The organism is Brevibacterium luteolum (assembly GCF_025147615.1).
Taxonomy (GTDB): Bacteria; Actinomycetota; Actinomycetes; order Actinomycetales; family Brevibacteriaceae; genus Brevibacterium; species Brevibacterium luteolum.
Genome location: NZ_JALXPM010000039.1, coordinates 1 through 26,963, shown reverse-complemented (window position 1 = coordinate 26,963; position 26,963 = coordinate 1). Strand labels below are relative to the sequence as shown.

The 26,963-nt window shown below is 66.4% G+C and carries 23 protein-coding genes and 1 tRNA gene; 11 read left to right on the top strand and 13 right to left on the bottom strand.

The window, feature by feature from the left end:
* The coding region (locus tag M3C25_RS10070) for an ATP-dependent helicase (protein ID WP_259856318.1) at positions 1-3,211 on the top strand (3,211 nt) is incomplete at its 5' end.
* Positions 3,212-3,216: 5 nt separating this feature from the next.
* Here the strand turns inward: M3C25_RS10070 and M3C25_RS10065 are convergent.
* On the bottom strand, positions 3,217-4,473 hold the full coding sequence (locus tag M3C25_RS10065) for a phosphotransferase (protein WP_259846630.1): 1,257 nt from the start codon (positions 4,471-4,473) through the stop codon (positions 3,217-3,219).
* Between the two features lie 140 nt (positions 4,474-4,613).
* On the opposite strand from M3C25_RS10065, the gene nudC reads away from it, so the two are divergent.
* Both nudC and M3C25_RS10055 read left to right on the top strand, forming a co-directional pair.
* On the top strand, positions 4,614-5,594 hold the full coding sequence (gene nudC / locus M3C25_RS10060) for an NAD(+) diphosphatase (protein WP_259846627.1): 981 nt from the start codon (positions 4,614-4,616) through the stop codon (positions 5,592-5,594).
* A complete protein-coding gene (locus tag M3C25_RS10055; protein WP_311200530.1) occupies positions 5,591-7,738 on the top strand; it encodes an ATP-dependent DNA helicase UvrD2 in 2,148 nt (715 codons plus the stop codon). The genes nudC and M3C25_RS10055 overlap by 4 nt, the downstream gene beginning before the upstream one ends.
* Here the strand turns inward: M3C25_RS10055 and M3C25_RS10050 are convergent, their stop codons facing one another.
* On the bottom strand, positions 7,739-8,629 hold the full coding sequence (locus M3C25_RS10050) for a hypothetical protein (protein WP_259799948.1): 891 nt from the start codon (positions 8,627-8,629) through the stop codon (positions 7,739-7,741). It lies immediately after the preceding gene.
* A gap of 440 nt (positions 8,630-9,069) precedes the next feature.
* On the opposite strand from M3C25_RS10050, the gene M3C25_RS10045 reads away from it, so the two are divergent.
* Positions 9,070-9,270, top strand: coding sequence for a hypothetical protein (locus M3C25_RS10045; RefSeq protein WP_170273904.1), 201 nt, complete (start codon positions 9,070-9,072; stop codon positions 9,268-9,270).
* Between the two features lie 17 nt (positions 9,271-9,287).
* Positions 9,288-9,830, top strand: a complete 543-nt coding sequence (locus M3C25_RS10040) for a M48 metallopeptidase family protein (RefSeq protein WP_259799940.1) — start codon at positions 9,288-9,290, stop codon at positions 9,828-9,830.
* 12 nt (positions 9,831-9,842) lie between these two features.
* Here M3C25_RS10040 and M3C25_RS10035 read toward each other — a convergent pair whose 3' ends face one another.
* On the bottom strand, positions 9,843-10,394 hold the full coding sequence (locus M3C25_RS10035) for an NUDIX domain-containing protein (RefSeq protein WP_259835226.1): 552 nt from the start codon (positions 10,392-10,394) through the stop codon (positions 9,843-9,845).
* The gene (locus tag M3C25_RS10030; RefSeq protein WP_259799932.1) at positions 10,384-11,823 is read right to left on the bottom strand and encodes a zinc-dependent metalloprotease; all 1,440 of its coding nucleotides are present in this window, start codon (positions 11,821-11,823) and stop codon (positions 10,384-10,386) included. Before M3C25_RS10030 ends, M3C25_RS10035 begins: the two co-directional genes overlap by 11 nt.
* Before the next feature lie 233 nt (positions 11,824-12,056).
* Between M3C25_RS10030 and M3C25_RS10025 the strand changes: the two genes are divergently transcribed.
* From M3C25_RS10025 to M3C25_RS10010, 4 genes are all read left to right on the top strand, one after another.
* Positions 12,057-13,244, top strand: coding sequence for a YlbL family protein (locus tag M3C25_RS10025; protein WP_259856316.1), 1,188 nt, complete (start codon positions 12,057-12,059; stop codon positions 13,242-13,244).
* Positions 13,245-13,367: 123 nt separating this feature from the next.
* On the top strand, positions 13,368-16,262 hold the full coding sequence (locus M3C25_RS10020; protein WP_375545120.1) for a UPF0182 family membrane protein: 2,895 nt from the start codon (positions 13,368-13,370) through the stop codon (positions 16,260-16,262).
* A gap of 133 nt (positions 16,263-16,395) precedes the next feature.
* Positions 16,396-16,469: transfer RNA gene (locus M3C25_RS10015), tRNA-Met, on the top strand.
* A gap of 199 nt (positions 16,470-16,668) precedes the next feature.
* Complete coding sequence (locus tag M3C25_RS10010; protein WP_259856312.1) at positions 16,669-17,844, top strand: MFS transporter; 1,176 nt, start codon at positions 16,669-16,671, stop codon at positions 17,842-17,844.
* Here M3C25_RS10010 and M3C25_RS10005 read toward each other — a convergent pair.
* From M3C25_RS10005 to M3C25_RS09975, 7 genes are all read right to left on the bottom strand, one after another.
* On the bottom strand, positions 17,837-19,108 hold the full coding sequence (locus M3C25_RS10005) for an aminotransferase class I/II-fold pyridoxal phosphate-dependent enzyme (protein ID WP_259856310.1): 1,272 nt from the start codon (positions 19,106-19,108) through the stop codon (positions 17,837-17,839). The genes M3C25_RS10010 and M3C25_RS10005 overlap by 8 nt on opposite strands.
* A complete protein-coding gene (hisN, locus tag M3C25_RS10000; RefSeq protein WP_259856308.1) occupies positions 19,101-19,877 on the bottom strand; it encodes a histidinol-phosphatase in 777 nt (258 codons plus the stop codon). The genes M3C25_RS10005 and hisN overlap by 8 nt, the downstream gene beginning before the upstream one ends.
* A gap of 79 nt (positions 19,878-19,956) precedes the next feature.
* Positions 19,957-20,997 (bottom strand): ribosome small subunit-dependent GTPase A, encoded by a 1,041-nt coding sequence (gene rsgA / locus M3C25_RS09995; protein ID WP_259856306.1) that lies wholly within the window; start codon positions 20,995-20,997, stop codon positions 19,957-19,959.
* 2 nt (positions 20,998-20,999) lie between these two features.
* Positions 21,000-22,298, bottom strand: a complete 1,299-nt coding sequence (gene aroA / locus M3C25_RS09990) for a 3-phosphoshikimate 1-carboxyvinyltransferase (protein ID WP_259856288.1) — start codon at positions 22,296-22,298, stop codon at positions 21,000-21,002.
* A gap of 5 nt (positions 22,299-22,303) precedes the next feature.
* Positions 22,304-22,828: a DoxX family protein gene (locus M3C25_RS09985; protein ID WP_259800294.1), complete on the bottom strand. Its 525-nt coding sequence runs from the start codon at positions 22,826-22,828 to the stop codon at positions 22,304-22,306.
* A 136-nt stretch (positions 22,829-22,964) separates the two neighbouring features.
* On the bottom strand, positions 22,965-24,083 hold the full coding sequence (locus M3C25_RS09980; RefSeq protein ID WP_259800293.1) for a fatty acid desaturase family protein: 1,119 nt from the start codon (positions 24,081-24,083) through the stop codon (positions 22,965-22,967).
* A 160-nt stretch (positions 24,084-24,243) separates the two neighbouring features.
* Entirely contained in the window at positions 24,244-24,447 is a 204-nt protein-coding gene (locus M3C25_RS09975) for a cold-shock protein (protein WP_259800292.1), read from the bottom strand.
* A 693-nt stretch (positions 24,448-25,140) separates the two neighbouring features.
* Between M3C25_RS09975 and M3C25_RS09970 the strand changes: the two genes are divergently transcribed.
* Both M3C25_RS09970 and rsrA read left to right on the top strand, forming a co-directional pair.
* On the top strand, positions 25,141-25,875 hold the full coding sequence (locus M3C25_RS09970) for a sigma-70 family RNA polymerase sigma factor (RefSeq protein ID WP_102159652.1): 735 nt from the start codon (positions 25,141-25,143) through the stop codon (positions 25,873-25,875).
* The gene (gene rsrA, locus M3C25_RS09965) at positions 25,872-26,168 is read left to right on the top strand and encodes a mycothiol system anti-sigma-R factor (RefSeq protein WP_259835244.1); all 297 of its coding nucleotides are present in this window, start codon (positions 25,872-25,874) and stop codon (positions 26,166-26,168) included. The genes M3C25_RS09970 and rsrA overlap by 4 nt, the downstream gene beginning before the upstream one ends.
* A gap of 67 nt (positions 26,169-26,235) precedes the next feature.
* Here the strand turns inward: rsrA and M3C25_RS13170 are convergent, their stop codons facing one another.
* Positions 26,236-26,313: a 50S ribosomal protein bL37 gene (locus M3C25_RS13170; RefSeq protein ID WP_375544706.1), complete on the bottom strand. Its 78-nt coding sequence runs from the start codon at positions 26,311-26,313 to the stop codon at positions 26,236-26,238.
* Positions 26,314-26,409: 96 nt separating this feature from the next.
* A partial coding sequence (locus M3C25_RS09960; RefSeq protein ID WP_259800289.1) for a GDSL-type esterase/lipase family protein occupies positions 26,410-26,963 on the bottom strand: 554 nt, incomplete at its 5' end.

Here is a 26,963-nt window from a genome sequence, read left to right as displayed (position 1 = left end):
TTTCGAGATGCCGACGATCTCGACCTACAACTCCTATGCCGCCTCGCTCGTGAGCGACTACGGACTGGCGATCGGCATCGAATCCGACTCCTCAGTCCTCGATGCTGCCGGGTCGATCCGGCTGGCCGAGCAGATCGTACTCGCTGCTGAGGCGCACGAGATCCCTGCTGATGTCGCCCGCACTGCACTTATCACCCGGGTCCGCGAGATGGCAGGGCAGATCAACGAGCATCTGCAGTCAGCGCAGAGCGTGCTCGACTACCTCGATGCCTGCATCGACCACCTGCTCGGCGAAGCCGGGCTGACCTCGTACTTCACGAAGATCCGGCGAGGGCGATCGCTGCGCAAAGAGGAGAAGGACGCCGTCATTGCCGAACTGTGGGCGCTGGCTGATGAAGCTGGTGTCGGCAGAGCAGGCAAGAGCCACACAAACCTGGCAGCACGCAATGAGCTCGCCGAGCGGATCATCGCACTGTGCAAAAAGACTGTTCTGGAACAGCTGTTGGACAAGCGGAAAGTCACCGTACTGGCCGAACGGTTCCTGGCAGCCAAACGGGAGACCTCGGCCATGGAGTTCTCCGACCAGGTGAAGTACGCCCACGACATCATGAGCCGACCCGATGGGCGCATCCTGCCGATCGAGCGCAGCCGGTGGGATGCCATCATGCTCGACGAATACCAGGACACTTCAGACTCGCAGTTCCAGCTCTTGCAGCTGCTGTTCAACGGCAAGAACGTCATGGCCGTCGGTGACCCCCGGCAGTCGATCTACGCCTGGCGCGGCGCCTCCGCCCGCAATATCAGCGACTTCCCGAGCCGGTTCCAGCGCCAGCTGACGGCAACCGGCCCGGGAGGCGAGCAGCAGACGGTCGCCGATGCGCACGTGCGGACGCTGAGCATCGGCTGGCGCAACGACAAGAGCATTCTTGCTGTGGCCAACCGGATCTCCGAGGGTCTGCCCGAGTACGACGAGAAGGACGTGCTGCGGCCTCGGCCAGGCGCCGGCGATGGCCAGACACACGTCGTCTCGACCATCGGCGAGGTCGACCAGACCTACGGCACCGACCTCATGGCCGAACTCGTCGACTTCATGCACACCGCCACCGAGAAGTGGTATGCCAGCGGGAAGACCGAGCCACCTCAGCGCGCGGTGCTGTGCCGTAAGCGCTCGTTCCTGACCGAAACGGCCAACGCGCTCGAGAGTGCCGGCTTCGAGGTGCACATCGCCGGAGCCGACGGACTGCTCGAAGACACCTACGTTGCCGATATCCACGCGGCCCTGCACGCGGTGGCCGACCCGAACGCCGGCACCGAACTCATGCGGCTCATCAGCGGTCGCAGCTGCTCACTCGGTGCCGCCGACATCGCCGCGCTTCATCGATTCGCCAAGGCCCGCAATGACCGCGCCCAGCAGGTCTTCGAGGCCAGTCAGAGCACTGCCGGTGCCGAGACCGGTGATACTGAGACCAGTGTGTCCTCCGCCGAAGACACAGGCGTTGTCACCGTTGGGATCATCGAAGCTGTTGACGATCTCATCGCCGTCAGCCCTGTCCTCGACGGGTCCGACAACGCACAGCGCTCACCGGTCGTCGCTGACTGGCGAAAGTCCAAGCTCAGTGAGACAGCAACCCGCCGGCTCATCCGCCTGGCGGAGAGCCTGCGCCACCTCAGGCGCCTGGCCGTCACCGTGCCAGGCCTCGTCCGCGCTGCGATCGTCGAACTCGATATCGACACAGAGATCGAATCGCTGCCGGAAGCAGCACGGGCCAACCACGAGAAGTCCGTCGATGCCTTCATCTCACTGACCAGTGACTTCGTGTCACAGAACCCAGTGGGATCACTCGATGAGTTCCTCACCTGGCTGTCGATCATGGACGCCGAGCAGTCACTGAGCATGCCCGAAGAACCGGCTTCCGAGGGTGCCATCACCATCATGACCGTCCACGGGTCGAAGGGGCTGGGTTTCGACATCGTCGCCATCCCGCACCTGACCGAAGGGGACATGCCCACCACGCTGCGCAGCACCAAGGCGTGGCTCTCCGGCGGGATGCTGCCGTACCCGCTGCGCGGCGACCGGCACCACATACCCCGCTTCGACCTCACCGACACCCGATTCGCCACCGAAGATGACATTGAGGCGTACCAGAAGTCCGAACTGAAAGAGCAGCTCAACCTGCACCACGCCATCGAAGAACGCCGCATCGGCTATGTTGCCGTGACACGGGCCAAACAGCAGCTGTGGCTCGGCGGCAGCCTGTTCACCACCCGGCAGAAGAAGAATGAGTTCTCCCCATTCCTGTACGAGGCAGCCGAGGTCCTCAACCTCGATCCCGACGAGGTTCTCAACCCCGGAGACGATGACACTGAACGCCCAGAGGGTGAGGCGATCTCTGTTGAGTGGCCGAAACGTGCCGATGCGGTGGAGGCCGCGCGACGAGCCGAGCTGACCGGGATGTTCGCGTCCGCCCTGCGATCGAAACCCGAGCTCGAGCAGCTGGCCGAATCACAACCCGACGAGGGTGACAGCACAGCTGCCGAGATCGCAGCACTTGCACAGATGGCACTGGCACTGCAGGCAGAGCGGGCCCAGCAGGCAGAGGAGTTTCCCCTGCCAAGCCGGCTCTCAGCTACCGGGCTCGTGCAGCTGGCAGAGGATCCGCAGGGCTACCGCCGCGAACTCAGGCGACCGATGCCACAGGGTCCATCGCACGCCGCCGGTCTCGGCACCGCGTTCCATGCGTGGGTGGAGAACTTCTACGGCCAGGCGGCACTGAGCGACCTCGACGACGATCCGAATACCGTGACACTTCCGGCGTATCTGCACGAACAGCTCGACGAGCTGTGCCAGCGCTTCGAGCGCTCACGCTTCGCCGCACTTGAACCGGCAGCAGTGGAGCAGTCCTTCGAACTCACTCTCACAGGAGCTGACGGCCACACAGTGACAGTGCCGGGCAAGATCGACGCGGTCTTCGCCATCGACGGCGGCTACTACGTCATCGACTGGAAGACCGGCCGATCGCCGCGCAGCGAGGAAGAGCTGGCAGACCGGGCCATTCAGCTGGCGATCTACCGGATGGCTGTGCAGAAGATGCCGGCATTCGCCGACGCGGAGCGGATCGAGTGCGGGTTCTACTACCTCGGTGATGACCAGGAGATCACTGTCCCGCACATCATGAGCGAGTCAGAACTCGTCGCCCGACTCGAGCTGTGAAAAGCTCAGGACTTCCCGGGACGATCTTCGGACGCCTGCGGCTGCTCGTCGAAATCCATGATGCGCTCAGTCGGCACATCAGCTGAGGAGCCCTCATCAAACGGAGCGGGAGCCGCTGCCGGACGGAACGCATCGGCGTCGCTGCTGCGCTGCACCTGCGGTTCGACCCGCGGCTGCAGATCAGGCGCGGCCGAAGCAGGTGAGATGTCGCCGGGCTCATTCTCTGCAGGAGTGTCCTCCGCAGGCTCTGCCGTATGGGCTGCCTGCTCGTGGGAGGCAGCGTCATTTGCCGGAGCATCACCACGATCGGTGAACTCGTACGGCTGGGCGTGCCGGGGCTGCTCGGCATCAGCTGTGGCTACCTCGGCAAGTGAGTTCAGGAGTGCGACCGCATCGGACTTCGCGGCCTCATCCTCGGTGTCGACTGCCAGCAGCAGCCAGTCGAGGACCGCCAGTTCGGCCAGCAGCTCGGCACGTGCCTGCAGACCGGCATCCTTGATGTCACGTTGTTGGCGGTAACGCTCGAGGAAGTGCTCGTAGTGGGATCCCTCGACGAACGTCGACACCGCCGCCAAGTCGGCAGCCGGGTCTCCGACCCGGAAGCGGAAGAAGTCGCTGACGCTGGTGATGCGCCCATCCTCGACCCGGATCGCTTCCGGGGCCAGCGCCGCATGTATCGGGCAGGGCAGGAACCGCCATGTCGAGACGTTCTCCAGGGCGTCCTCCCAGCGCTGCAGCAGCACCGCTGGCACAAGCCCGGTGCCGGCGGCGCGATCGAGATCAGCCAGCAGCTGTTCGCGCAGCTCAGCCGAATCATGGACGACGAGCCCGGCATCAGCGACCGCACCGGTGTCGCTGTTGTGCAGGTCGGCGAGGAAATCGGCCAGCGCGCTGACCAACTGCTGCGATTCGGTGAAGTCCTCAAGGGTTGCTGGCGTACCGGCCAGCGGGTCGGAGATCTGCACCTCATAGGTGCGCTCATCCTCGGTCAGGTCATCGGGGGCCTGAACGGTGGCAAGGATCTGCGGGAACCCGATCTGCGTATCGGGCAGCAGGCTGCGCAGCACAGCGCAGGCCACCGCCTCGGTCTGGGCAGCCGGCACATCAGAGTCCGGGATGAGGCTGACGACCAGCGAGCGATCCTCGTCGCTGAGCAGCACACGTGGGCCACGCGAATCCGGCAGCTTCGTCCACAGCGACGGTTCGAAACCGGCGATCTGTCCGGCGGCGATTGCAGCGAGCCTGAGTCCTAAGGTGTCCACGTCACCCAATCTACCTGTCCTCACCCGGAGGTTGGTGGATCTACACTCCGATGCCGCTGCCCGGTGCCAGAAGCTCGCGTCCTCCACAGCTGCGTCCACCCCTCGAATCGATGTCCCTGCCCTTCGCTACAGTGGAACGCATGAAGCCCCTCCCGATGCTCCAGCCGGCCAGTCTTGCCCGCAGCGCCGTCGACCGCAACGACGTGGCACGCGGATCCGACGGCGATCTCTCCGAGCTGTGGCAGCGCTCGCGCGTCCGCGGGATCCTCGCCCACCGCGGCTACCTGCTCGTCGCCTCCGGCGGCCTGGCCCCGGTGACCGAAGCAGACGTGCCGGAAGACTCCACCCAGATCTACCTGGGCGTCGATGACACCGATACCCACTGGATCGGCATCGACCTCACCGATGAGGGACGTGCCGCGATCGACTCCGCACTGGCCGCGCAGCGCGACCGGGACGCTGTCGATTTCCTCGACGCACCGGCCAGCGGCATCGAGGCGGCCGAACCGACCTGGCTGCCGCTGCGCGAGATCGCTGAAGCGCTCAGCGACCGCGACGCAGGACTGGCCTGCGAGCTCGTTGCAGTGGGCAACTGGCACCGCACGCACACGCACTCTCCGCGCAACGGCGCGCCGACCGTGCCGATGCGCGGCGGCTGGGTGCGCAAGGACCCTGAGGCCGGCAGCGAGCACTTCCCGCGCACCGACCCAGCTGTCATCATGGCCGTGGTGCACACCGGCGAGGACGGCACCGAACGTCTCCTGCTCGGCAGCAATGCTGCCTGGCCCGAAGACCGCTTCTCCGTGCTGGCTGGTTTCGTCGAACCCGGAGAGACCCTGGAGAACGCCGTGCTGCGCGAGGTCTGGGAGGAAGCACGCGTGCCGTGCCGCAATCCCCGCTACTTGGGATCGCAGCCGTGGCCGTTCCCGGCCTCGCTCATGCTCGGCTTCAGCGTCGAGGCCCAGACGCTGGACTTCCAGGCCGATCTCGTCGAGATCTCAGGCCTGCGCTGGTTCACCCGCGAGGAGCTGCGTGAGCAGGTCGACACCGGCGCCGTTTCGGTGCCCGGCAGTGTGTCGATCGCAGGCCAGCTCATCTCCGCGTGGATGCACAACGCATGAACCCACCACCCACCCAGCCCCGCGGGCAGAGCCGCACGAGCATGCCATCAGCCCCCGGCACCTCGGGTCCGGTAGCTGACGAGCTGCTGGCTGCCCTCGACCCCGAACAGCGGCAGGTCGCTGAGCACTTCGACGGCCCTCTCGTCGTCCTTGCCGGTGCTGGCACCGGAAAGACGCGGGCGATGACGCACCGCATCGCCTACGGGGTGCACACCGGGCAGTTCCGTCCCACCGAGGTGCTCGCTCTGACGTTCACGTCGAAGGCCGCCGGTGAGATGCGCTCCCGGCTGCGCAGCCTCGGCGTGCCCAGTGTGCAGGCCCGCACCTTCCACTCGGCTGCGTTGCGGCAGCTGCGGTTCTTCTGGTCCTCCTTTGCCGAAGGGCCGTTCCCAGACCTGTTCACGCACAAAGCCGGCGTCCTCTCGCAGACGATGGCAAGCCTCGGCTTCGAACCCGAACGCGAAGTCGTCCGCGATGTCGCAGCCGAGATCGAATACGCCGCAGCCTCCCTGCTCGGCATCGAGGAGTACCTGCATGCCGCAGGCGGCCGCGAGCTGCCCGACGGCATCGACGTCGCCAGCATGGAGCGGATCATGCTCGCCTACTCGGAGACGAAGTCACGGCGCCGGCTCATCGACTTCGAAGACGTCCTCCTCGTCCTCAACGGCGTCCTCGGCACCCGGGAGGACATCGCCGCGAAAGTCCACTCCCAGTACAGCAGCTTCGTCGTCGACGAGTTCCAAGACGTCTCCCCGCTGCAGTACGACCTGCTGCGCCGCTGGCTGGGCAAGCGCGAGAGCCTGTGCGTCGTCGGCGATCCCGCCCAGACCATCTACACCTTCGCCGGGGCCACCGACTCATTCCTGCTCGGCCTGCGCCGGGACCTGCCCAACGCCTCGACCGTCCGACTCGTGCGCAACTACCGCTCGAGTGCCGACATCGTCGACACCGCCAACCGGCTGCTGGCCCACACCGGCCGCGGGGCACTCGTCCTCCAGGCCACCCATCCGCGCATGGGCCCGGTGCAGTACTTCGAATACAGCGACGACCCGGCCGAAGCGGCAGCCGTGGCAGACGCCATCGCCGCAGAACTCGCCGCCGGCCGCGCCGCCCAGGACATCGCCGTGCTGTTCCGCACCAACGGCCAGAGCCAGGCATACGAAGAGGCGCTCGCCGCCCGCGGCATCACCTACGTGCTGCGCGGCGGGGAGCGGTTCTTCGCCCGCCCCGAGGTCAAGCAGGCCCTCGTCATGCTCACCGCCGCCACCCGCACCCACGGCGTGGAACCGCTGCCCGAGGTCGTCCGCGAGGTGCTGGAGAACACCGGCTGGACTGCCACCGGCGAATCGCGGGTGGGCGCCGCGCGCGAGAAGTGGGAATCGCTGGCTGCCATCGTCGACCTTGCCGAGGCGATGCAGGCCGACAGCGAGGTCCCGGTGCCCTTGGAGAAGTTCGTCGCCGAGCTCGCCGACCGGCAGGAGCACCAGTTCGCCCCGCCGATCAACGGCGTCACATTGGCTTCTGTGCACGCGGCCAAGGGCCTGGAATGGGACAGCGTCCACGTCGTGGGCTTAAGCGAAGGGCTCATGCCCATCAGCTACGCCAGCGAGCCGGCCGAAATCGCCGAGGAACGCCGCCTGCTCTACGTCGCGGTCACCCGTGCACGCAAGCAGCTGCGGCTCAGCTGGTCGAAAGCCCGGCACGCTGGCCGCGCTGGATCGCGGCGCCCATCACGCTTCCTGGCCGAGCTGCGCGGAGACCAGCCGCGCCAGGTCCCGCAGGCGCGGCGCAGCCGGGCCGCCGGAACGGCCCGCGGGGGAGAGACAGTGCACTGCCAGAAGTGCCAGAAGGTCCTCGTCAACGTCGTCGAACGCCGCATCGGGCGCTGCGGCGACTGCCCAGGAGTCATCGACCCGCAGCTGCTCGAAGCGCTCAAGGACTGGCGCAAACAGGCCTCAGAGGACAACCAGATCCCTACCTACATGGTGCTGACGAACGCAACGCTCAACATGGTCGCCGAGGTCGCACCCCAGAACCGGGAAGAGCTCGCCCGCGTGCCGGGCATTGGTCCGGTCAAACAGGAACAGTTCGGTGAGGCGATCATCGAGATCGTCCGCCAGCAGCGCAGCAACAGCAACTCCTGATCACACGTGGCTCAGATCCTGCGGGACGGTTGCCCGGCAGGAACAGCTGGAATGGAACTCCGGTGTCTCGATGACGACCTCGCCGCTGGGGGAGATGACGAGATCATAGGCGACACGACCGGGATGGAGAATGTGCTCGCGGACGCGCTCAGCCTGATGCGCATACGCCAGTGCGCACAGCACCGGATCGAGCAGCGACGCGGAGGGAGCCTGCTGCCAGAGCGCCTGCCAGCTGCCGAACCAGTCGGCGTCGTCATCGCAGCGGAAGCCGATCGCACAGCGGGTGCAGGGAGTGTCCTGGGCCCGGATCACATGGGACAGACGGGCCTGATCCTGCCCGACGGTCAGGTGGCAGTGGTCGATCCCGTGCTCATGGAGGAACCCCGCACCGACCGCGTCGTCGACCCAGGCACCGGTCAGCACGACGAGCGGTTGAGCAGCCGTCAGCGCATCCTCTGCCCGGTCGATGATGTCAGCGCGCATCCCGGCGGCGACGAGCAGGGCCTGCAGCCCACGTCGCAGCGGCCCGAGGACGAGCACGCTGGGCCGTGTGAGCCTTCCGGTGATGCAGCTGGGCTCCTCCCGGATCCGAGCGGCATAGGCATCGACGTGCGTGGTGCTGCTAGCCTGATACGCGGTGCGCTCGACAGGCATGAGCACACCGGCTTCGGTCAAGAGGGACAGCAGTGAGGCAGCACGAGCCGGGCTGACATCGAGATGCGCGGCACGGGCGTCGAAGTCACGGGCGCTGATGCCCATCCGGATCGCATTGATGAGTTCGGTGTCGGCTGCGGTGAGCCCGTCGATGAGCACGGGAGAGTCGACGCCGAATTGGATGCATCGTGAGCTGCGCCAGACAACCGGTACCGATCGGTAAAGCTGATATCTCATGCCGTGAACCCCCTTGTTCATCGGCATCGTAGGCTCACGCACGCACGGAGCGACAGGGTGATGAGCCAATTGTGGAAAACTCTGTGCAGAAACGGGCCCAGACAGAAATGAGACCGGGCGAACGCACTCATGACATGGGGCGTGGAATGCACGCCGTCAGAGCTGTTCGCCCGGTCGAAGCCCTCAGCCGCTCGCGAGTTTCGTGAACCTTCCCCCAGCCCACGAATCTCGGGTTTTCCGAGGGTCTGACTCCTCAAACTATGTCGCCTGCCGCGCCTACGTCAACAGACTGCCGAGCACCCCCTGTGCACGGTGTGTGGAAAACGCCGGGGAACTGACGTCGATTGTGTGGATAACGGTGTGCATTGTGCATCGGATTCAGGTGTGGCAAAACGCCGAGAAGTCCCGATTGACATGAGGAATCACCCCCAGGGTGAGGTGTGGACACAAAGAAATCTCAAGAAATTTTTCCCACGCTCATGACTGCGGCGTTGCGGCTTGGAATTCTCTGCCGACTGTGGCAGTTGGTCATGGTCTGGGTGGTGCTCGTCACCCTCGTGCCGCCGTCGATGAGCCCCGGCCACCGTGGTGATGTCCGCGCGGCATGCGAGGATGTCTCCAGTGGCAGCAGAGCCGTGTGAGGAAGAGGGGAGAGAACGTGGACGCCTCAGATGTGCGGGCAGGGATCGGTGACGGCACCATCACCCTCAAGCGCTCAGCCAGACGCCGCAAAACGATCTCGGCGACGAAGACTCCCGTCGGCTATCAGCTGGCCGTGCCTGCCCGATTCGACCTGGAGCGCAACATCTCCTCAATCGCCCGGCTCATCGAGCGCTTAGAGCGCAGGGCTGCCGTGCCAGCGCCAGGGGACGAGGACTTGGAAGCCCGCGCGGCTGAGCTGAATGCGCGCCTGTTCGACGATGGGATCGCCCCGACCTCGGTGCGGTGGGTGTCCAATCAGCGCACCCGCTTCGGATCGACGACGTCGGCCACCGGCCAGATCCGAATCTCCAACCGCCTGCGCGAGGTGCCTGCCTGGGTTCTTGACGCGGTGCTCGTCCACGAACTTGCGCACCTGCGCGAACCCAACCACTCACCGGCCTTCCACGCACTGGCTGACCGCTATGAGCGCACCAAGGACGCCGACATCTTCCTGTCGGGATTCAGCTACGGAGAAGGCGCCGCCCGGCACACCATCTGACCAGGCTGTGTCTCAGCGCTCTGCGAGTCGGCAAGCGGCATCCCACAGCGTCGGCAGCCGGTCGGTCAGGTCGGGCATGATCTGATCCGGCAGCGTATCGAGGCTGAACCAGCCGAGCGCGTGGGACTCCACCGAGACGCTGACAGCCTCGCGCTCGGAAACATCTGCAGCGAAGAGCACATCCCGGTGACAGGCACACCGGCCGTGCTGGGCCGAGAGCGCATACGACGTCACCGATACCGGCACGGGGGAGAACCAGCGCCACGAGCGCAGACCTGCCTCCTCGGTCAGCTCGCGTGCGGCTGCGGCAGCAAACGAGGCATCGGCTGCCTCGACGTGACCACCGAACTGCATCCACTTGCCGGTCTTGCGGTGCCGCTGCAGAAGCACCCGCCGATCATCGGCGGCGAGGTCGAAGACGACGCAGCTGGCGGTGAAGTGATCCGGATCCGCAGTCTTCGACAACGCGGCAGGCCCCGCAGTGAGCAGAAACTCGGCCTGCGGGGCCTGTCCGGCGCTGCGCAGCTCGGCAGCGAAGTCGTTCAGTGTGCGATCAGCGCTCATCATCCGCATCGGTGCCACCGGCGGTTCCGCTGTCACCGTTATCGCCAGCGTCGTCACTGCTGTCAGCATCGTCAGCGGCTGGCTTCTCAGCCGAGCCTTCGCTCAGGATCTTCTCGAGCGCCTCATCGATCTCGGTCTCACTCGACCAGGCTTCCTGGCGGCGCTCCCGGTAGCCGAGCGGATCATCGAGATCCTTGGCCGTGGGCAGCAGATCCGGGTGGGTGAAGATCTGGTCGCGTGCCTCAGCACCCTCCGACTGCTCCAGGTAAGCGAACAGTGCGACGGCATCGCGCAGCCGGGCGGGCACCAGTTCGAGACCGACGAGTTCAGCGAACCGGCGATCGGCAGAGCTCTGGGTGGCCAGCCGGCGATGCAGTGCTTCGCGGATCGCATCGCGGCCGCTCAGCGCCTCGCAGGCGGAGTAGGTGACGACATCAGCCCAGCCGGCGATGACCGACAGCAGGTTCTGCACCTGCTCGAGCGCCTCAGCTTGCTGCGGGGTCTGCTGCGGGTTGAAGAGGCCCTCGCGGACCTCCTGGCTGACCTGCTCCAGGTTGCTCGGGTCGATCTGCCCGGCCAGCCCCTCGATGCGGCCCATATCGACTTCGATGCCCGAGGCGTACTTCGCCAGCGCCGTCTCGACGTGACCAGCCAGCCACGGGGCGCGCGTGAACAGCCACAGGTGGGCAAGCTCACGCACTGCCAGGTAGATGCGCAGCTCCTTCGGGTCGATGTCGAGCTCGGCTGCGGCTCCGACGATGTTCGCGTTCACCAGCGCCGGCTTGTCACCGGCGACCAGCGGCAGGCCGATATCCGACGAGGTGAGCACCTCACCGGAGAGACCGCCGAGCGCCTCGCCGAGCTGCACGCCGAACATCGAGCTGCTCATCGAAGCGAACATCTGCGAGGCACCGGCGAGCATCGGCTTGAGCTCCTCAGGCGCCTGCTCAGCGATCGTGCTCGTCAGCGCCTGCGTCATATTCGTCTGCACCGGAGCGAGGAACTTCTCCCAGCCCGGCAGCGACTGGTGCACCCATTCCCTGCGGGTCAGCGTCTGCGCGTCTCCGATCCCGGCCGGCTGATCGGTGACCTTCGCCAGCCACAGCTCAGCGACACGGAACGCATCCCGGCTGGCTGCGACAGTCTCCTCACTGACATCCGGGTCGGGAGTCGGCACCTTGTCCTCAGCTGCCTTGAGCGCAGCCTTCTGGGCGCCGGCACCGCTCATCATTTCCTGCAGCTGCTGCATGATCCCGCCGAGCATCGCCGGATCGAACGGGAACCCGCCGGGCATGCCCTGCTGGCCGCCGGATCCTCCGCCGGGGCCGCCGAAGCCTGCACCGCCGCCGGGTCCGAAGAACATGCCGAACATGTTGCCGAAGGGATTGTTCTCGTCAGGCTGCTGTTCGTTGTCGTTCTTATCGGTCATGCGGACCCCCTGGTTCGGTGCGGGCGGTGGTAGTCATGTCAGGCTAACCGGAGAAGCTGGTCAAATGTTCCGAACCACCGGTCCCGAGGCGGTGGTTTCGTCCTCGGCGAAATGCGCACCGACCGCCGTGCTCACAGCCTGCGGACAGCCGATTCCTGAGTGGTTCCCATCCGGTGCCTCGTCTAGACTGGATCAGGTCTGTTCACTGGTGCGTATCGAAAGGGTTGAACCACGTGACGAACAACGTCGGAGCCGGTTCGGGTCACGCGCCTGAGCCCGCCCCCGTCGGCGCGCCGCAGACCCCCGCGACCAGCGCTGATGCCGCCGCGGCCCCGGCAGAGAAGCCGGCCCGCAAGCCCCGCGCCCGCTCCGGCGGGATCTTCTCCGGGATCATCACCTACGGCCTCGTCCTCGCCTGCGCGCTCATCCCCGTGCCCTACCTGCTGCAGATGCCCGGCCCAGTGGTCAACACCCTCGAACCGGTCGACGGTAAAGATCTCATCACGATCAGCGGCACCGAAACCTATGAGGCCGAAGGCCAGCTCGACATGCTCACCGTCGCCGTCGCCGGCGGCCCGGGCAACAACGTCTACGCCTCCGAAGCACTGCGCTCGGTCATCAAGGGGACCGACACCGTCGTGCCCAATGAGTCCTACTATCCGCTGACGACCACCCGCGAGGACGTCACCGGCCAGAACACCGCCCAGATGGCCTCCTCACAGGACACCGCCACCGCCGCTGCGCTCGGCGAGCTCGGCATCGACTACTCCTCTGTCACCACCGTCGCCGAGGTGGTCGCCGGCTCCCCAGCAGACGGCCAGGTCCAGCCTGGAGACGAGATCACCTCGATTAACGGCACCGGACTCGGCGGCGATCCCGACGCTGCGACTGCCGTCGCCTCGGCGGTGACCGAATCCGAGGGCAGCGTGCAGCTGGGCCTCAAGCGCGGCGACGAAGAGCTGTCCGTCGATCTGGAGCCCCAGCCGGTGCACGGCAGGAAGATGATCGGCATCTCGATGCAGCAGCGCTTCGACTTCCCGTTCGAGGTCACCTACAACGTCAAGGACATCGGCGGGCCCTCAGCCGGCATGATCTTCGCGCTGACGATCATCGACGAGCTCACCCCGGGCAACCTCACCGGCGGCAAGCCGATCGCAGGCACCGGCGCCATCGATGCCGCCGGGACCGTCACCCCGATCGGCGGGGCCCGGCAGAAGGTCAGCGCCGCCTCGGACGCGGGTGCTGAGTACTTCCTGTCACCGGCGAAGAACTGCGCCGAGGTGGTCGACGCCGCCGCCTCTACAGATCTCCATGTGGTCCGCATCGACACGCTGTCCGATGCCCACGCTGCGGTCGAGGACATCGCCGCAGGAAACACCGACAGCCTTCCGCAGTGCGACGCCCAGCAGGGCGCGCGATGACACCGCTTCGACGAAAGGGAACGAGTGACGTTTTCCGCCGGTCAACCCCGTAAGCCCGGTTCACCCGGTCGGCCGCAAGGGCGGTCGACGAAGGTCTCGCCGCTGGTCCTCACGCTCATCGGCGTGGCCGTGGTGCTGGGCTTGTTCGTCGTGTTCGCGCAGGTCTACACCGACATCCTGTGGTTCGATCAGCTCGGCTTCCTGCAGGTCTTCACCACCGAATGGGTGACGAAGATCATCCTGTTCGTCATCGGTGTGCTGCTCATGGCCGCACCGCTGTGGCTGTGCCTGAACCTGGCTCACCGCAAGCGCCCGGTCTATGCGCCGACGACACCGCAGCAGGAGAACCTCGACCGCTACCGCGAGGCCATCGAGCCGCTGCGCGCAGTCGTGACCATCGTCGCCTCGCTCGTCGTCGGTGTGCTTGGCGGCATCGCCCTGTCGGCCTCCTGGCAGCAGGTGCAGATGTTCCTGCACTCCACCCCGTTCGGGATCAAAGATCCGGAGTTCGGCCACGACGTGTCCTTCTTCGTCTTCCAGCTGCCGGTCATCCGCCTCCTCGTCGACTACCTCGGCATGGTCGCCCTGCTGGCCTTCATCGGCTCGCTGGTCGCCCACTACCTCTTCGGGGGACTGCGTCCCGGTGAGCAGCGCGGCCTCGACATGACCCGTGCCGCTCAGGTGCAGATCGCGGTGACTGCCGGCGTGCTCATCCTGCTGCAGGCCGCCCGCCTGTTCGTGCTGCGCTACGAATCGCTGACCAACACCAGCGGCATCGTCACCGGCGCCACCTACACGACGAGCAACATCACGCTGCCGGCGATGCTCATCATCGCCCTGGCCGCCCTCGTCGTCGCGCTGCTGTTCCTCGCCAACGCCTTCCGCAGCATGTGGAAGCTCTCGATCGTCTCGGTCATCATGCTGCTCGTCCTCGGTGCTGTGTCGGTCATCGGCCTCCCGGCTGCCGTGCAGCAGTTCCAGGTCTCGCCGTCGGAGCAGTCACTGGAGCGCGAGTTCATCCAGCGCAACCTCGATGCCACCCGCTACGCCTACGGCATCAAGGACGTCGACGTGATCCCGTACTCGCCGACCACCGAAGGGGAGCCCGGCGCGCTGCGCGCCGATGCCGAAACCGCCGCCTCGGTGCGTCTGCTCGACCCGAACCTTGTGTCCGATACGTTCCGCCAGCTGCAGCAGCAGCGTCCGTTCTACAGCTTCCCCGAACAGCTCGACGTCGACCGCTACCGCATCGACGGCGAAATGCAGGACACCGTCATCGCGCTGCGTGAGCTCAACCCGGATTCGCAGTCGGATTCCTCCTGGCTCAACCAGGCCGTCGTCTACACCCACGGCTTCGGTGTCGTCGCCGCCTACGGCAACCGCCAGGGCAATGACGGTCAGCCGTCCTTCCTCGAAGCCAACATCCCGCCGACCGGTGAGCTCGGCGAGTACGAGCCGCGCATCTACTTCGGTGAGCGCTCACCGCTGTACTCGATCGTCGGCGCACCCGACGGTGCTGACCCGCGCGAGATCGACTACCCGGCCGACGGCGACGACGGCGAAGCACAGGTGTACAACACGTTCTCCGGTGAGGGAGGGCCGTCTGTCGGCAACTTCTTCAACCGCCTCGTCTACGCCGTGAAGTTCCAGGACGAGCAGATCGTGCTCTCCGATGCGGTCAACGACGAATCCCAGATCCTGTACGAGCGCACCCCGCGTGAGCGCATCAAGCGCGTCGCCCCGTTCCTCGAAGTCGACGGTGACCCCTACCCGGCGGTCATCGACGGGCGCATCAAGTGGATCGTCGATGCGTACACGACGAGCCCGCACTACCCGTACTCGACCCCGCAGGTGCTGCAGGACGCCACCCAGGACTCGAACACTGAGCGCAGCGGCAGCCAGCAGGCGCTGCCGCCGCAGCAGGTGAACTACATCCGCAACTCGGTCAAGGTCACCGTCGACGCCTATGACGGCGAAGTCGACCTCTACGAATGGGAAGACGACGACCCGGTGCTCAAAACCTGGATGAAGATCTTCCCGGGCCTGTTCAAGTCAACCGATGAGATGAGCGCAGACCTCATGGCGCACGTGCGCTACCCCGAGGACCTGTTCAAGGTGCAGCGCCAGCTGCTCACCCGCTACCACGTCGACGACGCGAACTCCTTCTACACCGGCCAGGACTTCTGGACGCTGCCGACGGACCCGACGGTCAACCAGGAGCGCAACCTCCTGCAGCCGCCGTTCTACCTGACGCTGCGCATGCCCGGCCAGGAGAAGCCGTCGTTCTCGCTGACCTCGTCGTTCATCCCGCGACAGGCGCAGGGACAGACGCGCAACAACCTCACCGGCTTCCTGGCGGCTAACGCCGATGCCGGTGAGGAGACTGGCACGAAGAGCGAGGACTACGGCCGGCTGCGCCTGCTGCAGCTGCCGCGCAACACGACGTTCCCCGGCCCGGGCCAGGCGCAGAACAACTTCAACACCGAGCCTGAGATCCAGTCGAGCCTCAACCTGCTGCGCCAGGGTGAGTCGCAGGTGCAGAACGGCAACCTGCTGACCCTGCCGGTGGCCGGCGGCCTGCTGTACATCCAGCCGGTCTACGTCCGCTCGGCCGGTGAGACCTCCTACCCGGTGCTGCAGCGTGTGCTTGTGGCCTTCGGTGAGCAGATCGGCTTCGCCCCGACTCTCGATGCCGCCCTTGACCAGGTGTTCGGCGGTGACTCCGGTGTCCAGGCCGGTGACGCCGGTCAGGAGCCTGAGGAGGATGAGGAAGGCGCTACTGGCGGCACCCAGCCGGGGGAGACTGCTGACCAGGCTCTCGCCAACGCCCTCGACAAGGCCAAGCGGGCTATGGAGGACTCGGACAAGGCCCTGCAGGACGGGGACTTCGCCTCCTACGGCGAAGCGCAGCAGCGTCTGCGCGAGGCCCTCGATGAGGCGATGAAGGCAGAGAACGAGGCCAAGCCGGCTGACAGCGAAACCGAACCCGGTGACGCTGCCACCGACGGCGGCAACTGAACCTGCCGGCCCCACGCCCGAGGCGGCGGTCACCACTGCGGTGACCGCCGCCTCGGCGATTCAGGCAGTGTTAACAACATCACCATCAGGGATTTGGACGCACGTCAGGACTGCCGTATAGTGGAACGTGCGCCGCGGGGTGGAGCAGTTCGGTAGCTCGCCGGGCTCATAACCCGGAGGTCGGAGGTTCAAATCCTCCCCCCGCCACGAGAAAAGGCCCGCTGACCAGCAGAAATGCCAGGTCAGCGGGCTTTCTGTTCACTCAGAAAATGATCGGCTGCAGTGGTCAGCGGTGTCGTGCTTCGACCGTCAGGCAGGAGACGGACATCACGTGGAGCGCTGTACGCATCAACAGCCATGGTGATCCGATTGCACGCCGTCGTCGGGTGGATGCAAGAATGACGTGGTGAAATCCTCCGTCGCCTACGTTCTCGTCGTCATCGGCATCGTCGCCGCCGGTTTCAACCTGCGGCCCGGAGTCACCGGGCTCTCGCCGCTGCTCGACACGATGGCACAGCCGCTGGGCATCACGGCCGCATTCCTCGCCTTCATCGGCATGCTGCCTCCGCTCATCTTCGGCATCGCAGGATTCCTCACCCCACGCCTGACGATCCGCTGGGGTGCTGTGAGCGTCATCAGCCTGGCGATGATCATCATCACCGTCGGCCTGGCGATTCGCAGCGTCACCGGTTCACCGGTCGTCTTCCTGCTGCTCACGGCGTTCGCGCTCATCGGCATGGGCATCGGCAACGTCGTCATCCCGCCGCTGGTGAAGGGATTCTTCCCCACCCGGATCGGTCTGTTCTCCACCATCCACGTCGCAGCCCTGCAGTTCGGCACGTTCATTCCGCCGGTGCTGGCCGTTCCGCTCGCGCAGGGCCTCGGCTGGCGCGGCTCGCTGGCCGTCTGGTCACTCGCCGCCGCCATCCCCGCCGCGATCTGGCTGCTGCTGTGGATCCGGCGCGTCACCCCGGAAACCACGCCGAGCACGGCTGTGGTTTCGTCTGGCCGCTACCTGGAGCTCTTCCGCAGCGGCCGGGCGTGGGCGCTCATGCTCATGACTGGCATCACCTCATTCAACAACTTCATCCTCTTCACCTGGCTGCCGATGCTGTTCGTCGGTGCAGGGCTGTCGGAGAGCTTCGGCGGGGCGATGCTCTCACTGGTCACCGCGATCCCGTTCCTCCTCGGTCTGGTGCTGCCGATGTTCGCCGAACGGGTGCGCAGCCCGGTGGCTGTGGTGCTGGGCTTCTCCGCCTGCCTGGCCGCCGGCTACCTCGGGCTGTGGCTGGCACCGGCTGCCGCACCAGTGCTGTGGACGGTGCTGCTGGGTCTGGGCATCTCGACCTTCCCACTGGCGTTGACCCTCATCAGCCTGCGCTCCTCAAGTGCGGAGTCTGCCGCGGCCCTGTCCGGATTCGTCCAGGGGCTCGGCTACTGTCTGGCGGCCACCGGTCCGCTCGTCTTCGGCTTCCTCGTCCAGTCCAGCGTCGTCTGGCCGGCCTTCGCACTCGTCCTCGGCTCGGTCGCCGTCAAGGCCTTCGTCGCCGCACGCGCCTGCCAGCCCGGGGCGATCAGCTGAGCTTCTCGGCTGCTGACCGCACACGGCGTGCGGCCTCAGCGGTCTCCTCTTTGCTCTTGCAGAAGGAGTAGCGGATCGTCTGGGCGAAAGTCTCACGGGCCGGGGTGCCGGCTGCGCACAGCGAGGGTCCAGGGATCCCGGTGAAGCCGAACTCGCGGGTCAGCCGTTCGTTGAGGGCATAGGCGTCCTCATCGGTGGTACCGGCGAAGTCGACGAGTGTGAAGTAACCGCCCTGCGGCTGGGAGACCCGTACACCGGGCAGCTGCTCGAATGCCGGCACGAGGATCTCCGAACGGGCAGCAAGACTCTGTGCTGAGCGGTGGGCGAAGTCCTCATGTTCGTTCAGGGCTGCAGCGACCGCCGGCTGGAAGGGTGCCCCGCCGGTGAAGCAGAAGTACTGCTTGACCGCCTGGATCGCCTCACGCACCTCAGGTGCCGCGACCGTCCAGCCGATCTTCCAGCCGGTGATGTTGAAGCTCTTGCCAGCTGATGAGATCGACACCACCCGGGAGGGATCGTCGACGATGCTGGCCAGCGCCACGTGCGTGCGCTCGCCGAAGACGAGGTACTCGTACACTTCGTCGGTGAAGACCCAGGCGTCGTTGTCCACTGCGGCCTCGTAGATGCGGGTGAGCATCTCAGCGGTGAACACGAGCCCGGTCGGGTTGTGCGGGGTGTTGACGATGATCGCTGCCGTCTGCGGGCCGATGGTGCGTTCGAAGGCCTCCCAGTCAGGGGTGAAGCCGCCCTCGCCGTCCTCGATGAGCCCGATGGTGCGCAGCTTTCCGCCGGCCAGTGCGGTGGCGGCAGCGTAGGAGTCGTAGAAGGGCTCGAAGACGATGACCTCGCCGCCGCGGGGGACGAGGGCGACGATCGCGGCGCTGAGTCCCTCGGTTGCGCCGATGGTGATGAGCACCTCGTCAGCCGAGACGTCCTGTCCGTAGCAGCGGCGGCGCTGCTCGGCCACGGCGTCGATGAGCACACGGTGGCCCTGGCCGGGGGCGTACTGGTTGACTCCGGCGCGCATCGCCTCGGTCGCGGCGTCGATGAGGAAGTCCGGCGTCGGGTCTCCCGGTGATCCCTGCCCGAGGTTGACCGCATCGTGCTGCCCGGCCAGGGTGGTCATCTGCCCGAAGATCGTCTCGCCTATCGACCCGTCGGCATTCACCAGCCCAGCCGCGGTGGCTATCTGGTGCCACGTCGGGGCCGCATACAGGTCGGGGTGGGCAGCACCGCAGCTGCCGGACTGGGTGCCATCAGACATGGGTGAGAACCTCCGTGTGCAGTAGTCCGTTGGTGGCCAGGCCGTTGGCGCCGAAGGGCCCAGGCTGGCCGCCGAGATCGGTGAAGGAGCCGCCGGCTTCGGTGACGATCGGCACGAGCGCGGCCATATCGTAGAGTTCGAGCTCCGGTTCGCAGGCGACGTCGACGGTGCCTTCGGCGACCATCATGTACGACCAGAAGTCGCCGTAGGCCCGGGTGCGCCACACCTGGTCGGTCAGCGCGATGAACTTCTCGCGGTCCCGGTGGGAGGCCCATCCGGTCAGCGAGGAGTACGACAGAGACGCATCGGCGAGATCGCTCACCCTCGAGACCTGCAGGCGCTCAGGCTCGCCGCCGCCGAGACCAGCAGCCAGTGTGCGGTAGGCGCCGTGACAGGCGGCGGCATGCCAGCGCATCCCGAGGGCCGGTGCGCTGACGACGCCGACGAGGGGTGTCTTGCCGTCGTAGAGGGCGATGAGGGTGGCGTAGACGGGCACTCCGCGCACGAAGTTCTTCGTCCCGTCGATCGGGTCGACGATCCAGCGCCGCGATGCCTGCCCGCGGCTGCCGAACTCCTCCCCGTAGAACGAATCGTCCGGCCGGTGCTCGGCGATCTCGGTGCGCAGCATCTGCTCGACAGCTTGATCGGCATCGGTGACCGGGGTCAGGTCCGGCTTCGTCGAGACGTGGAAGTCATGCGACCGGAAGCGCGGGAGGCTGATGGCGTCGGCCTCATCGGCCAGGCTCAGTGCGATTGCGAGATCGTCCATGGTGACACTGTAGCGGTGCCGTTGGGTGTGCCTGCGGTGTGGTCGACATGTGGGAGCCGCCGGAGTGAGCAGCCGCGCGTCATCTGACGAGCGGCTGCAGCCCGCTGAGCAGCCGGCGCAGGGAGGCAAGCCGCTGCGGCCCGGCTTCCCCGGCCTTGCCCTCGGCGACCCACGCATCGAGGGCGCAGTCCGGGGCGTCGTCGAGGTGTGTGCATCCGCGCGGGCAGGCAGCGGTGGCCTCGACGAGCTCGTCGAAGGCGGTGAGCACGCTGTCGATGTCGACGTGGGCGAGCCCAAAGCTGCGCACTCCGGGTGTGTCGATGAGCCAGCCGGAGTCCGGCAGCGGCAGGCACAGCGCCGAGGACGAGGTGTGGCGTCCGCGTCCGGTGACGGCGTTGACGTCGCCGATCGCCCGGTCGGCTGCCGGGATGATCTCGTTCATCAGCGTCGACTTGCCCACCCCGGAATGCCCGACGAGCACAGACAGCCGCCGGGTCAGCTGAGGCAGCAGCTGCCCGACCTGCGGCCGGCCGGAGGCGTCGAAACCGCAGGCGACGACCCGCACGCCGGCAGCGGCATAGTAGTCGCGGATCGCATCGATCGGCGCCAGATCGAGCTTGGTGACCGCGATGAGCGGTTCCATATCGGCGTCGAAGGCGGCGACGAGCGCCCGGTCGATGAGCCCCCACGAGGGTTCGGGGTCGGCTGCGGCGGTGACGATGACGAGCTGGTCGGCGTTGGCCACGAGCACCCGCTCGGTCGGGTCGGTGTCATCAGCGCTGCGGCGCAGCAGCGTCTGCCGGTCGAGGATCTCGACGATGCGGGCCATCGTGCCATCCGCACCCGAGGTGTCGCCGACCACCCGGACCCGGTCGCCGGGGACGATGGAGCGGCGGCGCAGACGCGACGAGCGCACGCAGGTGACGATCGGCCCGTCGACTGGCGCCTGCCCGTCATCGTCGTGGACGACGACGCGGTAGCGGCCGCGGTCGACGGCCGTGACCATCGCCGTCGGGGCATCCGAATAGTCCGGGCGCTCCTTGGTCCGCGGCCGGGAACCTTTGCGGTTGGGCCTGGGCCGGTAGTCGTCTTCGGTGAAGTTGTCGTACCGTCTGCCCATGTTCAGCGCTCGCCTGCCAGCATGCCCGACCACAGCTGCGTGAAGTCAGGCATCGTCTTGGCCACCGTGCCGGCGTCGATGACCTCGACGCCGTCGACGCACAGGCCGAGCACCGCTGCGGCCATCACCATCCGGTGATCGTGATACGTCTCGAACTGCCCACCGGACCGTGCCGGGGCGTGGATCGTGAGGGCATCAGCATGTTCGGTCACCTTCCCACCCAGCCTGCCGAGTTCGGCGGCGAGAGCGGCCAGCCGGTCGGTTTCGTGTCCGCGCAGATGCCCGATGCCGCGCAGCCGGCTCTCACCGTCAGCACACGCAGCGACAGCGGCGGTGACGGGGGTGAGCTCGCCGACAGCCGAGAGATCGACGTCGATCGGGGCCACCCCCTCGGGCCCGGTGACGCACAGGGTGCCGTCAGTCAACTCGACCTGGGCGCCGAAGCTCTCAGCCAGGCCGCGGAAGGCATCACCGGCCTGCGTCGTCTCGGCAGGCCAGTGCGGCACGCACACCTGCCCGCCGGTGACGATCGCAGCGGCGAGGAAGGTCGCGGCGTTCGACAGGTCCGGCTCGACGGTGACGGTGAATCCGCGCGGCCGGCCAGGAGCGACCGTCCACTCGTGCTCACCGGTGGCGGAGGCGTCGATGCCGGCCAGGCGCATCGTCTCTAGGGTCATCTCGATGTGCGGGCGCGAGGGCACAGCGTCGCCGGTTTGGACGAGGGTGAGCCCGTCGTCGAACAGGCAGCCGGCCAGCAGCAGCCCGGAGACGAACTGGCTGGAGGCCGAGGCGTCGATCTCGATCCGCCCGCCGGCCACGCCGCCGGGGGAGTGCAGGTCGAAGGGCAGCGAAGTCGCACCGGCGGTGATCTCGACGCCGAGGTCGCGCAGCGCGCCGATCATCGTGTCCATCGGCCGCACGTAGGCCTGTGCGTCGCCGTCGATGCGCACGCTGCGGCCGGTGGCAGCGGCCAGCGGCGGGATGAAGCGCATGACGGTGCCGGCCAGCCCGCAGTCGACGGTGGCGGCGTCCGCGCCCGAGGCGGCGGTCGGCAGCGGGGTGATCGTCACCTGGCCGTCGGTTGAGCGGTCGACCTCAGCGCCGAGTGCGGTGATCGCTGCGAACATGAGCTCGGTATCACGGCTGATGAGCGGGTTGATGATCGTCGAGGGCTCGGCTGCGACCGCGGCTAAGGCGATGTAGCGGTTGGTCAGGGACTTGGAACCGGGTACTGCGACTGTGGCCCGCACCGGTGCGGTTGCACGCGGGGCGGGCCACAGCGAGACGTCGCGCTGGGTCATCGAGTTCAGCCGAAGTTGACGGCGTCCATCGCCTTGGCGGAGGTCTTCTCGACGTTCTTGCGCAGGTCCTGCGCCGCGTGCTGGACGCGCCAGGCCAGGCCCGGCTTACCGGCGGTGTCGACGCTGGCGATGAGCGCGCCGCCGATCATCGAGGTCTTCGTCAGCAGCGAGACCTGCGAACGCTCCTCCTTCGGAGTCAGCAGCTGCTCACCGATGACGTCGATGAGGTAGGTGCCGACGAGGACCGTGGCGGAGAAGCGCGGGAACTTACCGATCGCCAGCAGCGAACCGGCGGCGACCTGGGCGACACCGGTGGCGCGAGCGGCGAGCTCAGCGTCGATCGGGATGTCAACCTGCTTCTTCACGGCGTTGATGACCGGGGTGATCGAATCGGTTGCGGCCTGCGGATGCTTGATCCGGGAGACGCCGTTGGCGATGTAGGCCGAAGCGAGCATAGGACGGGCGATGAGGCGAACCAGGGACACGGTGGCTTCCTTCCGATTGACGTCGATGAGTCGAGCCTGGCTCAAGCATAGTCGAAGATCAGACCCATGCCATGCGCCGGCGTGCAGATGAGCCGCTGGCTGCCGGCAGCTGGGACTGTGAGCGTGCCGGCAGGCGATTGTGAGACAAGGTGCCTTGTGTAGACGATGTGGCCGGCCGGGGTCAGCTGCGGCGCAGTTGGCTCATGAGCGGGCAGTCGAACGGGTCGCGGGCGGCCAGGCCGACCCGGTTGAGGTAGGCGATGACGATCCCGTAGGAGCGCCACAGGCTCGTCTCGGTGTAGGGGACGTCGAAGCGCTGGCAGGCGTCGCGGACGATGAGGCGGGCCTTGGCCAGGTGCGGGCGCGGCATGGAGGGGAAGAGGTGGTGTTCGACCTGGTAGTTCAGTCCGCCCATGAGCGCGCTGGCCCACCAGCCTCCGGCGATGTTGCGGGAGGTGCGCACCTGCTTGGTGAAGAAGTCGATGCGCTTGGCGTCGTGGGCGAAGACCGGCATGCCCTTGTGGTTGGGGGCGAACGAGGCGCCCATGTAGACGCCGAAGACGGCCAGCTGCACGCCGAGGAAGGCGAACGCCATGCCGATCGGCAGGAAGGCGAAGATGGCGGTGAGCAGGACGGCGAAGCGGGCGGCGATGAGGCCGAGTTCGGTCCAGCGTTGCTTGACCGGTCCGCGGCTGCTGAGGTGCTTGAGTCCCTGGAAGTGCAGGTTGATGCCCTCGAGGGTGAGCAGAGGGAAGAACGCCCAGCCCTGGTAGCGGGTGAGCAGGCGGCGCAGCCCGCGTGCCTGGGCGGCGTCTTCGGGCAGGAAGGAGATCGTGTCGACGGCGATGTCGGGGTCTTTGCCGACCCGGTTGGGGTTGGCGTGGTGGCGGGAGTGCTTTGAATCCCACCAGCTGTAGCTCATGCCCACGACACCGCAGCCGAGGAGGCGGGCCAGCCGGTCGTTGGCTGGCCCGGAGGAGAGGATCTGGCGGTGGGCGGCCTCGTGGGAGAGGAATGCCACCTGGGTGAAGACGACGGCAAGGCCGGCGGCGATGAGCAGCTGGAACCACGAGTCGCCAAGCAGGATGAACCCTGCTGCCAGTCCGGCGAAGGCCAGTGTGAGGCCAGCACTGAGCAGCAGGTAGAAGACAGGGGTGCGGGCGAGGAGTCCGTGGGCGCGGATGGTCTGGGAGACCTCGGCGTAGGTGCGGGCAGCAGGCGGGAAGTCCTCAGGCCGCAGATAGCGGCTCGTCCGGGTCGGCTGGACGGCGGTTGGCGGTGGTGTCTGTGCGGCTGGCATGGGCAGGGCTCCTTCGGGTGTGGATGCGGGGATCCGTCAGTGCCCAGGGCAGCCGGCGGAGGAGGGGTGACCGCAGAACGCGGTCAGCGCGGTGATGGGAGGTGGGTATGCATCAGCGGGGCAGGGTCGTCAGACCGCTGCCCCGCTGATGTCAGGAGTCTCAGAGGACGCGCACCGAGGTGGCCTGCGGGCCCTTCGGGGTGCTCTCGGAGGTGTACTCCACCGTCTGGTTCTCCTCGAGGCTGCGGTAACCCGAGCCCTCGATGGCGCTGAAGTGCGCGAACACGTCAGCCGAGCCGTCGGAAGGCTCGATGAAACCGAAGCCCTTTTCAGCGTTGAACCACTTGACGTTGCCTGTAGTCATTGTTTTTCCTCTTTGTGTAGATATGGCCATATTCATGACCGCTTGCTCCATGCCGATTGAAGTGACATGGAAATCTGTGAAATGCACATCACGGCAGAGTTCTGCCTGGGCGCATGTAAATGAGATGAACTGAGAATTATGCTGTCCGGCTTCCGCGAGTCAGAGCCTCTCAACTGCCAGCATATGTGCGGGCAGGAGCAGGTGTGCAGCAAAGGAACGCGGCGAAGGTGCCGCGCAGAGAATGGGGGAAACTGAGATAAGCCAACCGAATCGTCAGTGGCACGTCCGCGAGCTAATCGCAGGTGCCGAGATGAACAACAGCAAACCGATTCATAATCCTTGACGAAATCGGATGTGCCGAAGCGGATATCCCGAATTCATCGGGCTTGAACCGCCTTGGACAAGTTCAACTGTATCAGCAATTCCGGCTCACACGAATTCGCTTGTTGAGAAGGGTGTGAAATCAGAGTGAATGATGGGCGTCTCACCAGGGTCGGGACCGGTGCCGGGATCTGCTCAGGCGACGTGACGAATGGAACCCTGCCGCCGTCTCGGGCACGGAATGATCGAGGGGCCGGATGCGTTGTCGCTCATGAACGATCAACCGTGCACGGTCGGCACGACCAGGCAGGAAGGGGCGATGCGATGCCAGTCATAGAAGCGCAGACGCATAAGCGCGTACTATGGACGGTGATGACGAAACCTCTTGCTCCAGACGCACCCGAGTCCTCACCGCCGGATGAGAACCTCGATGCCGCCCAGGCTGACGAGATCACTGAGACGCCCGAAGAGCAGCATGCGCGGTTTGAGCGCGATGCGCTCGAGTACGTCAACCAGCTGTATGCGGCTGCCCTGCGCATGACGCGCAACCCGGCTGATGCCGAGGACCTCGTGCAGGAAACCTATGTCAAGGCCTACGCGGCCTTCCACCAGTACAAGAAGGGCACGAACCTCAAGGCCTGGCTGTACCGGATCCTGACGAACACCTTCATCAACTCCTACCGCAAGAAGCAGCGCCAGCCGCAGGAGTCCAGCGGTGAGGGGATCGAGGACTGGCAGATCGCACGCGCGGCCAGCCACACCTCATCCGGTGGCCGCTCAGCTGAGCTCGAAGCCCTTGATCACCTGCCGGATTCCGACATCAAGGAAGCGCTGTCGCAGCTGCCGGACGACTTCCGGATGGTCGTGTACTACGCCGATGTCGAAGGTCTGCCGTACAAGGAGATCGCCGAGATCATGGACACGCCGATCGGCACCGTGATGTCGCGTCTGCACCGCGGCCGGCGCCAGCTGCGCGAGATGCTGTCCGACTACGCCCGTGAGCGCGGATTCGGCGTTGAGAAGGACGGCGACAAGGCCGCTGCCGGGAAGAAGCCGGCGAAGAAGGACACGACTGCGAAGAAGACGACCGAGGAGGTGTCCTCATGAGCGAAGAACCCATCAGCCACACCGGCTGCTGTGACGAGCAGAATCGCCAGATCAGCCTCATGCGGATCTACAACTACCTCGACGGCGAGCTGACGCGCGACGAGATCGACGTCATCAAGGATCACCTGGCCAACTGCTCACAGTGCCAGGACGACTACACCATCGAGGCGCTGCTCAAGGAGCTTGTGCGCCGGTCCTGCTGCCAGGATCAGGCTCCGGCCGGGCTGGCCGAGCGGATCCGGGCGCGGATCGTCGTCGAGCGCCGCACCTACGTGCGCCGCACGTTCGGCTGAGAGACGGCATGCGAAAGGCGGGGCGGAGATCATGTCTCCGCCCCGCCTTCGTCAGTGTCTGAATAGATCAGGTGTTGGGACGCTTGCCGTGGTTGGCCCCACGCTTCTTGCGATCCTTACGCTTGCGAGCGCGCTTGCTTGCCATCTCGGTTCACTCCTTCTTTCGAATCCAGTCTATTTTTCCACACCCGTGCCAGCGGGGCAAAACAGTCCAGGCTGCAGGACGGGCGGTGCGAGGTGTTCAGCGCCCGGCGAGCACGTCGGGCACACCGAGCCAGTCGAACCAGCCGCGGTGGATGACGAGCCAGGCCAGCAGCCCGTAGCCCTCCTGGCTCGGCAGGCCGGTTGACGACGAGGCGATCTCCCGCTGCCACACAGCATGACCGCGCAGGGGAGTGAAGGTGTCGACGTAGGGCACACCTCGGCGATGGGCGACATCAGCGAAGCCTGCGTTGAGATCGGCGATCGACCGGTTCGTCAGCTCCCCGATCGCCGGCGGCGGGCCGACGACGAACGTCGAGACCTCAGCAGCCAGGGCCGCATCGAGGATGTTGGCGAGGTTGAGCCGTGACCGGGCGGTCGAGAGCCCGGCATCGATGTCAGCGGTGCCCGGGGCGATGACGAGGCGGTTGTCGGTCTCAGAGGAGAACCGGCGCATCGCCTCTCCGATGCAGCGATCGTGCAGGTCAGCCGAGGTCTCCTCAGGGGCTGCCAGGGTGTAGAAGTTCGCGCTCGGCAGCGCGGGATGCGTGCGGACGGCGACACGGCCGACCCATCCGAGACCACGACCATCGC

What these genes read in the sequence shown, in the direction of transcription:
- nudC (WP_259846627.1), top strand. Translation starts at nt 4,614, where the DNA reads ATGAAGCCCCTCCCGATGCTCCAGCCGGCCAGTCTTGCCCGCAGCGCC.
- M3C25_RS10055 (WP_311200530.1), top strand. Translation starts at nt 5,591, where the DNA reads ATGAACCCACCACCCACCCAGCCCCGCGGGCAGAGCCGCACGAGCATG.
- M3C25_RS10050 (WP_259799948.1), bottom strand. Translation starts at nt 8,629, where the DNA reads ATGAGATATCAGCTTTACCGATCGGTACCGGTTGTCTGGCGCAGCTCA.
- M3C25_RS10035 (WP_259835226.1), bottom strand. Translation starts at nt 10,394, where the DNA reads ATGAGCGCTGATCGCACACTGAACGACTTCGCTGCCGAGCTGCGCAGC.
- M3C25_RS10030 (WP_259799932.1), bottom strand. Translation starts at nt 11,823, where the DNA reads ATGACCGATAAGAACGACAACGAACAGCAGCCTGACGAGAACAATCCC.
- M3C25_RS10005 (WP_259856310.1), bottom strand. Translation starts at nt 19,108, where the DNA reads ATGTCTGATGGCACCCAGTCCGGCAGCTGCGGTGCTGCCCACCCCGAC.
- hisN (WP_259856308.1), bottom strand. Translation starts at nt 19,877, where the DNA reads ATGGACGATCTCGCAATCGCACTGAGCCTGGCCGATGAGGCCGACGCC.
- rsgA (WP_259856306.1), bottom strand. Translation starts at nt 20,997, where the DNA reads ATGGGCAGACGGTACGACAACTTCACCGAAGACGACTACCGGCCCAGG.
- aroA (WP_259856288.1), bottom strand. Translation starts at nt 22,298, where the DNA reads ATGACCCAGCGCGACGTCTCGCTGTGGCCCGCCCCGCGTGCAACCGCA.
- M3C25_RS09980 (WP_259800293.1), bottom strand. Translation starts at nt 24,083, where the DNA reads ATGCCAGCCGCACAGACACCACCGCCAACCGCCGTCCAGCCGACCCGG.
- M3C25_RS09975 (WP_259800292.1), bottom strand. Translation starts at nt 24,447, where the DNA reads ATGACTACAGGCAACGTCAAGTGGTTCAACGCTGAAAAGGGCTTCGGT.
- M3C25_RS09970 (WP_102159652.1), top strand. Translation starts at nt 25,141, where the DNA reads ATGACGAAACCTCTTGCTCCAGACGCACCCGAGTCCTCACCGCCGGAT.
- rsrA (WP_259835244.1), top strand. Translation starts at nt 25,872, where the DNA reads ATGAGCGAAGAACCCATCAGCCACACCGGCTGCTGTGACGAGCAGAAT.
- M3C25_RS13170 (WP_375544706.1), bottom strand. Translation starts at nt 26,313, where the DNA reads ATGGCAAGCAAGCGCGCTCGCAAGCGTAAGGATCGCAAGAAGCGTGGG.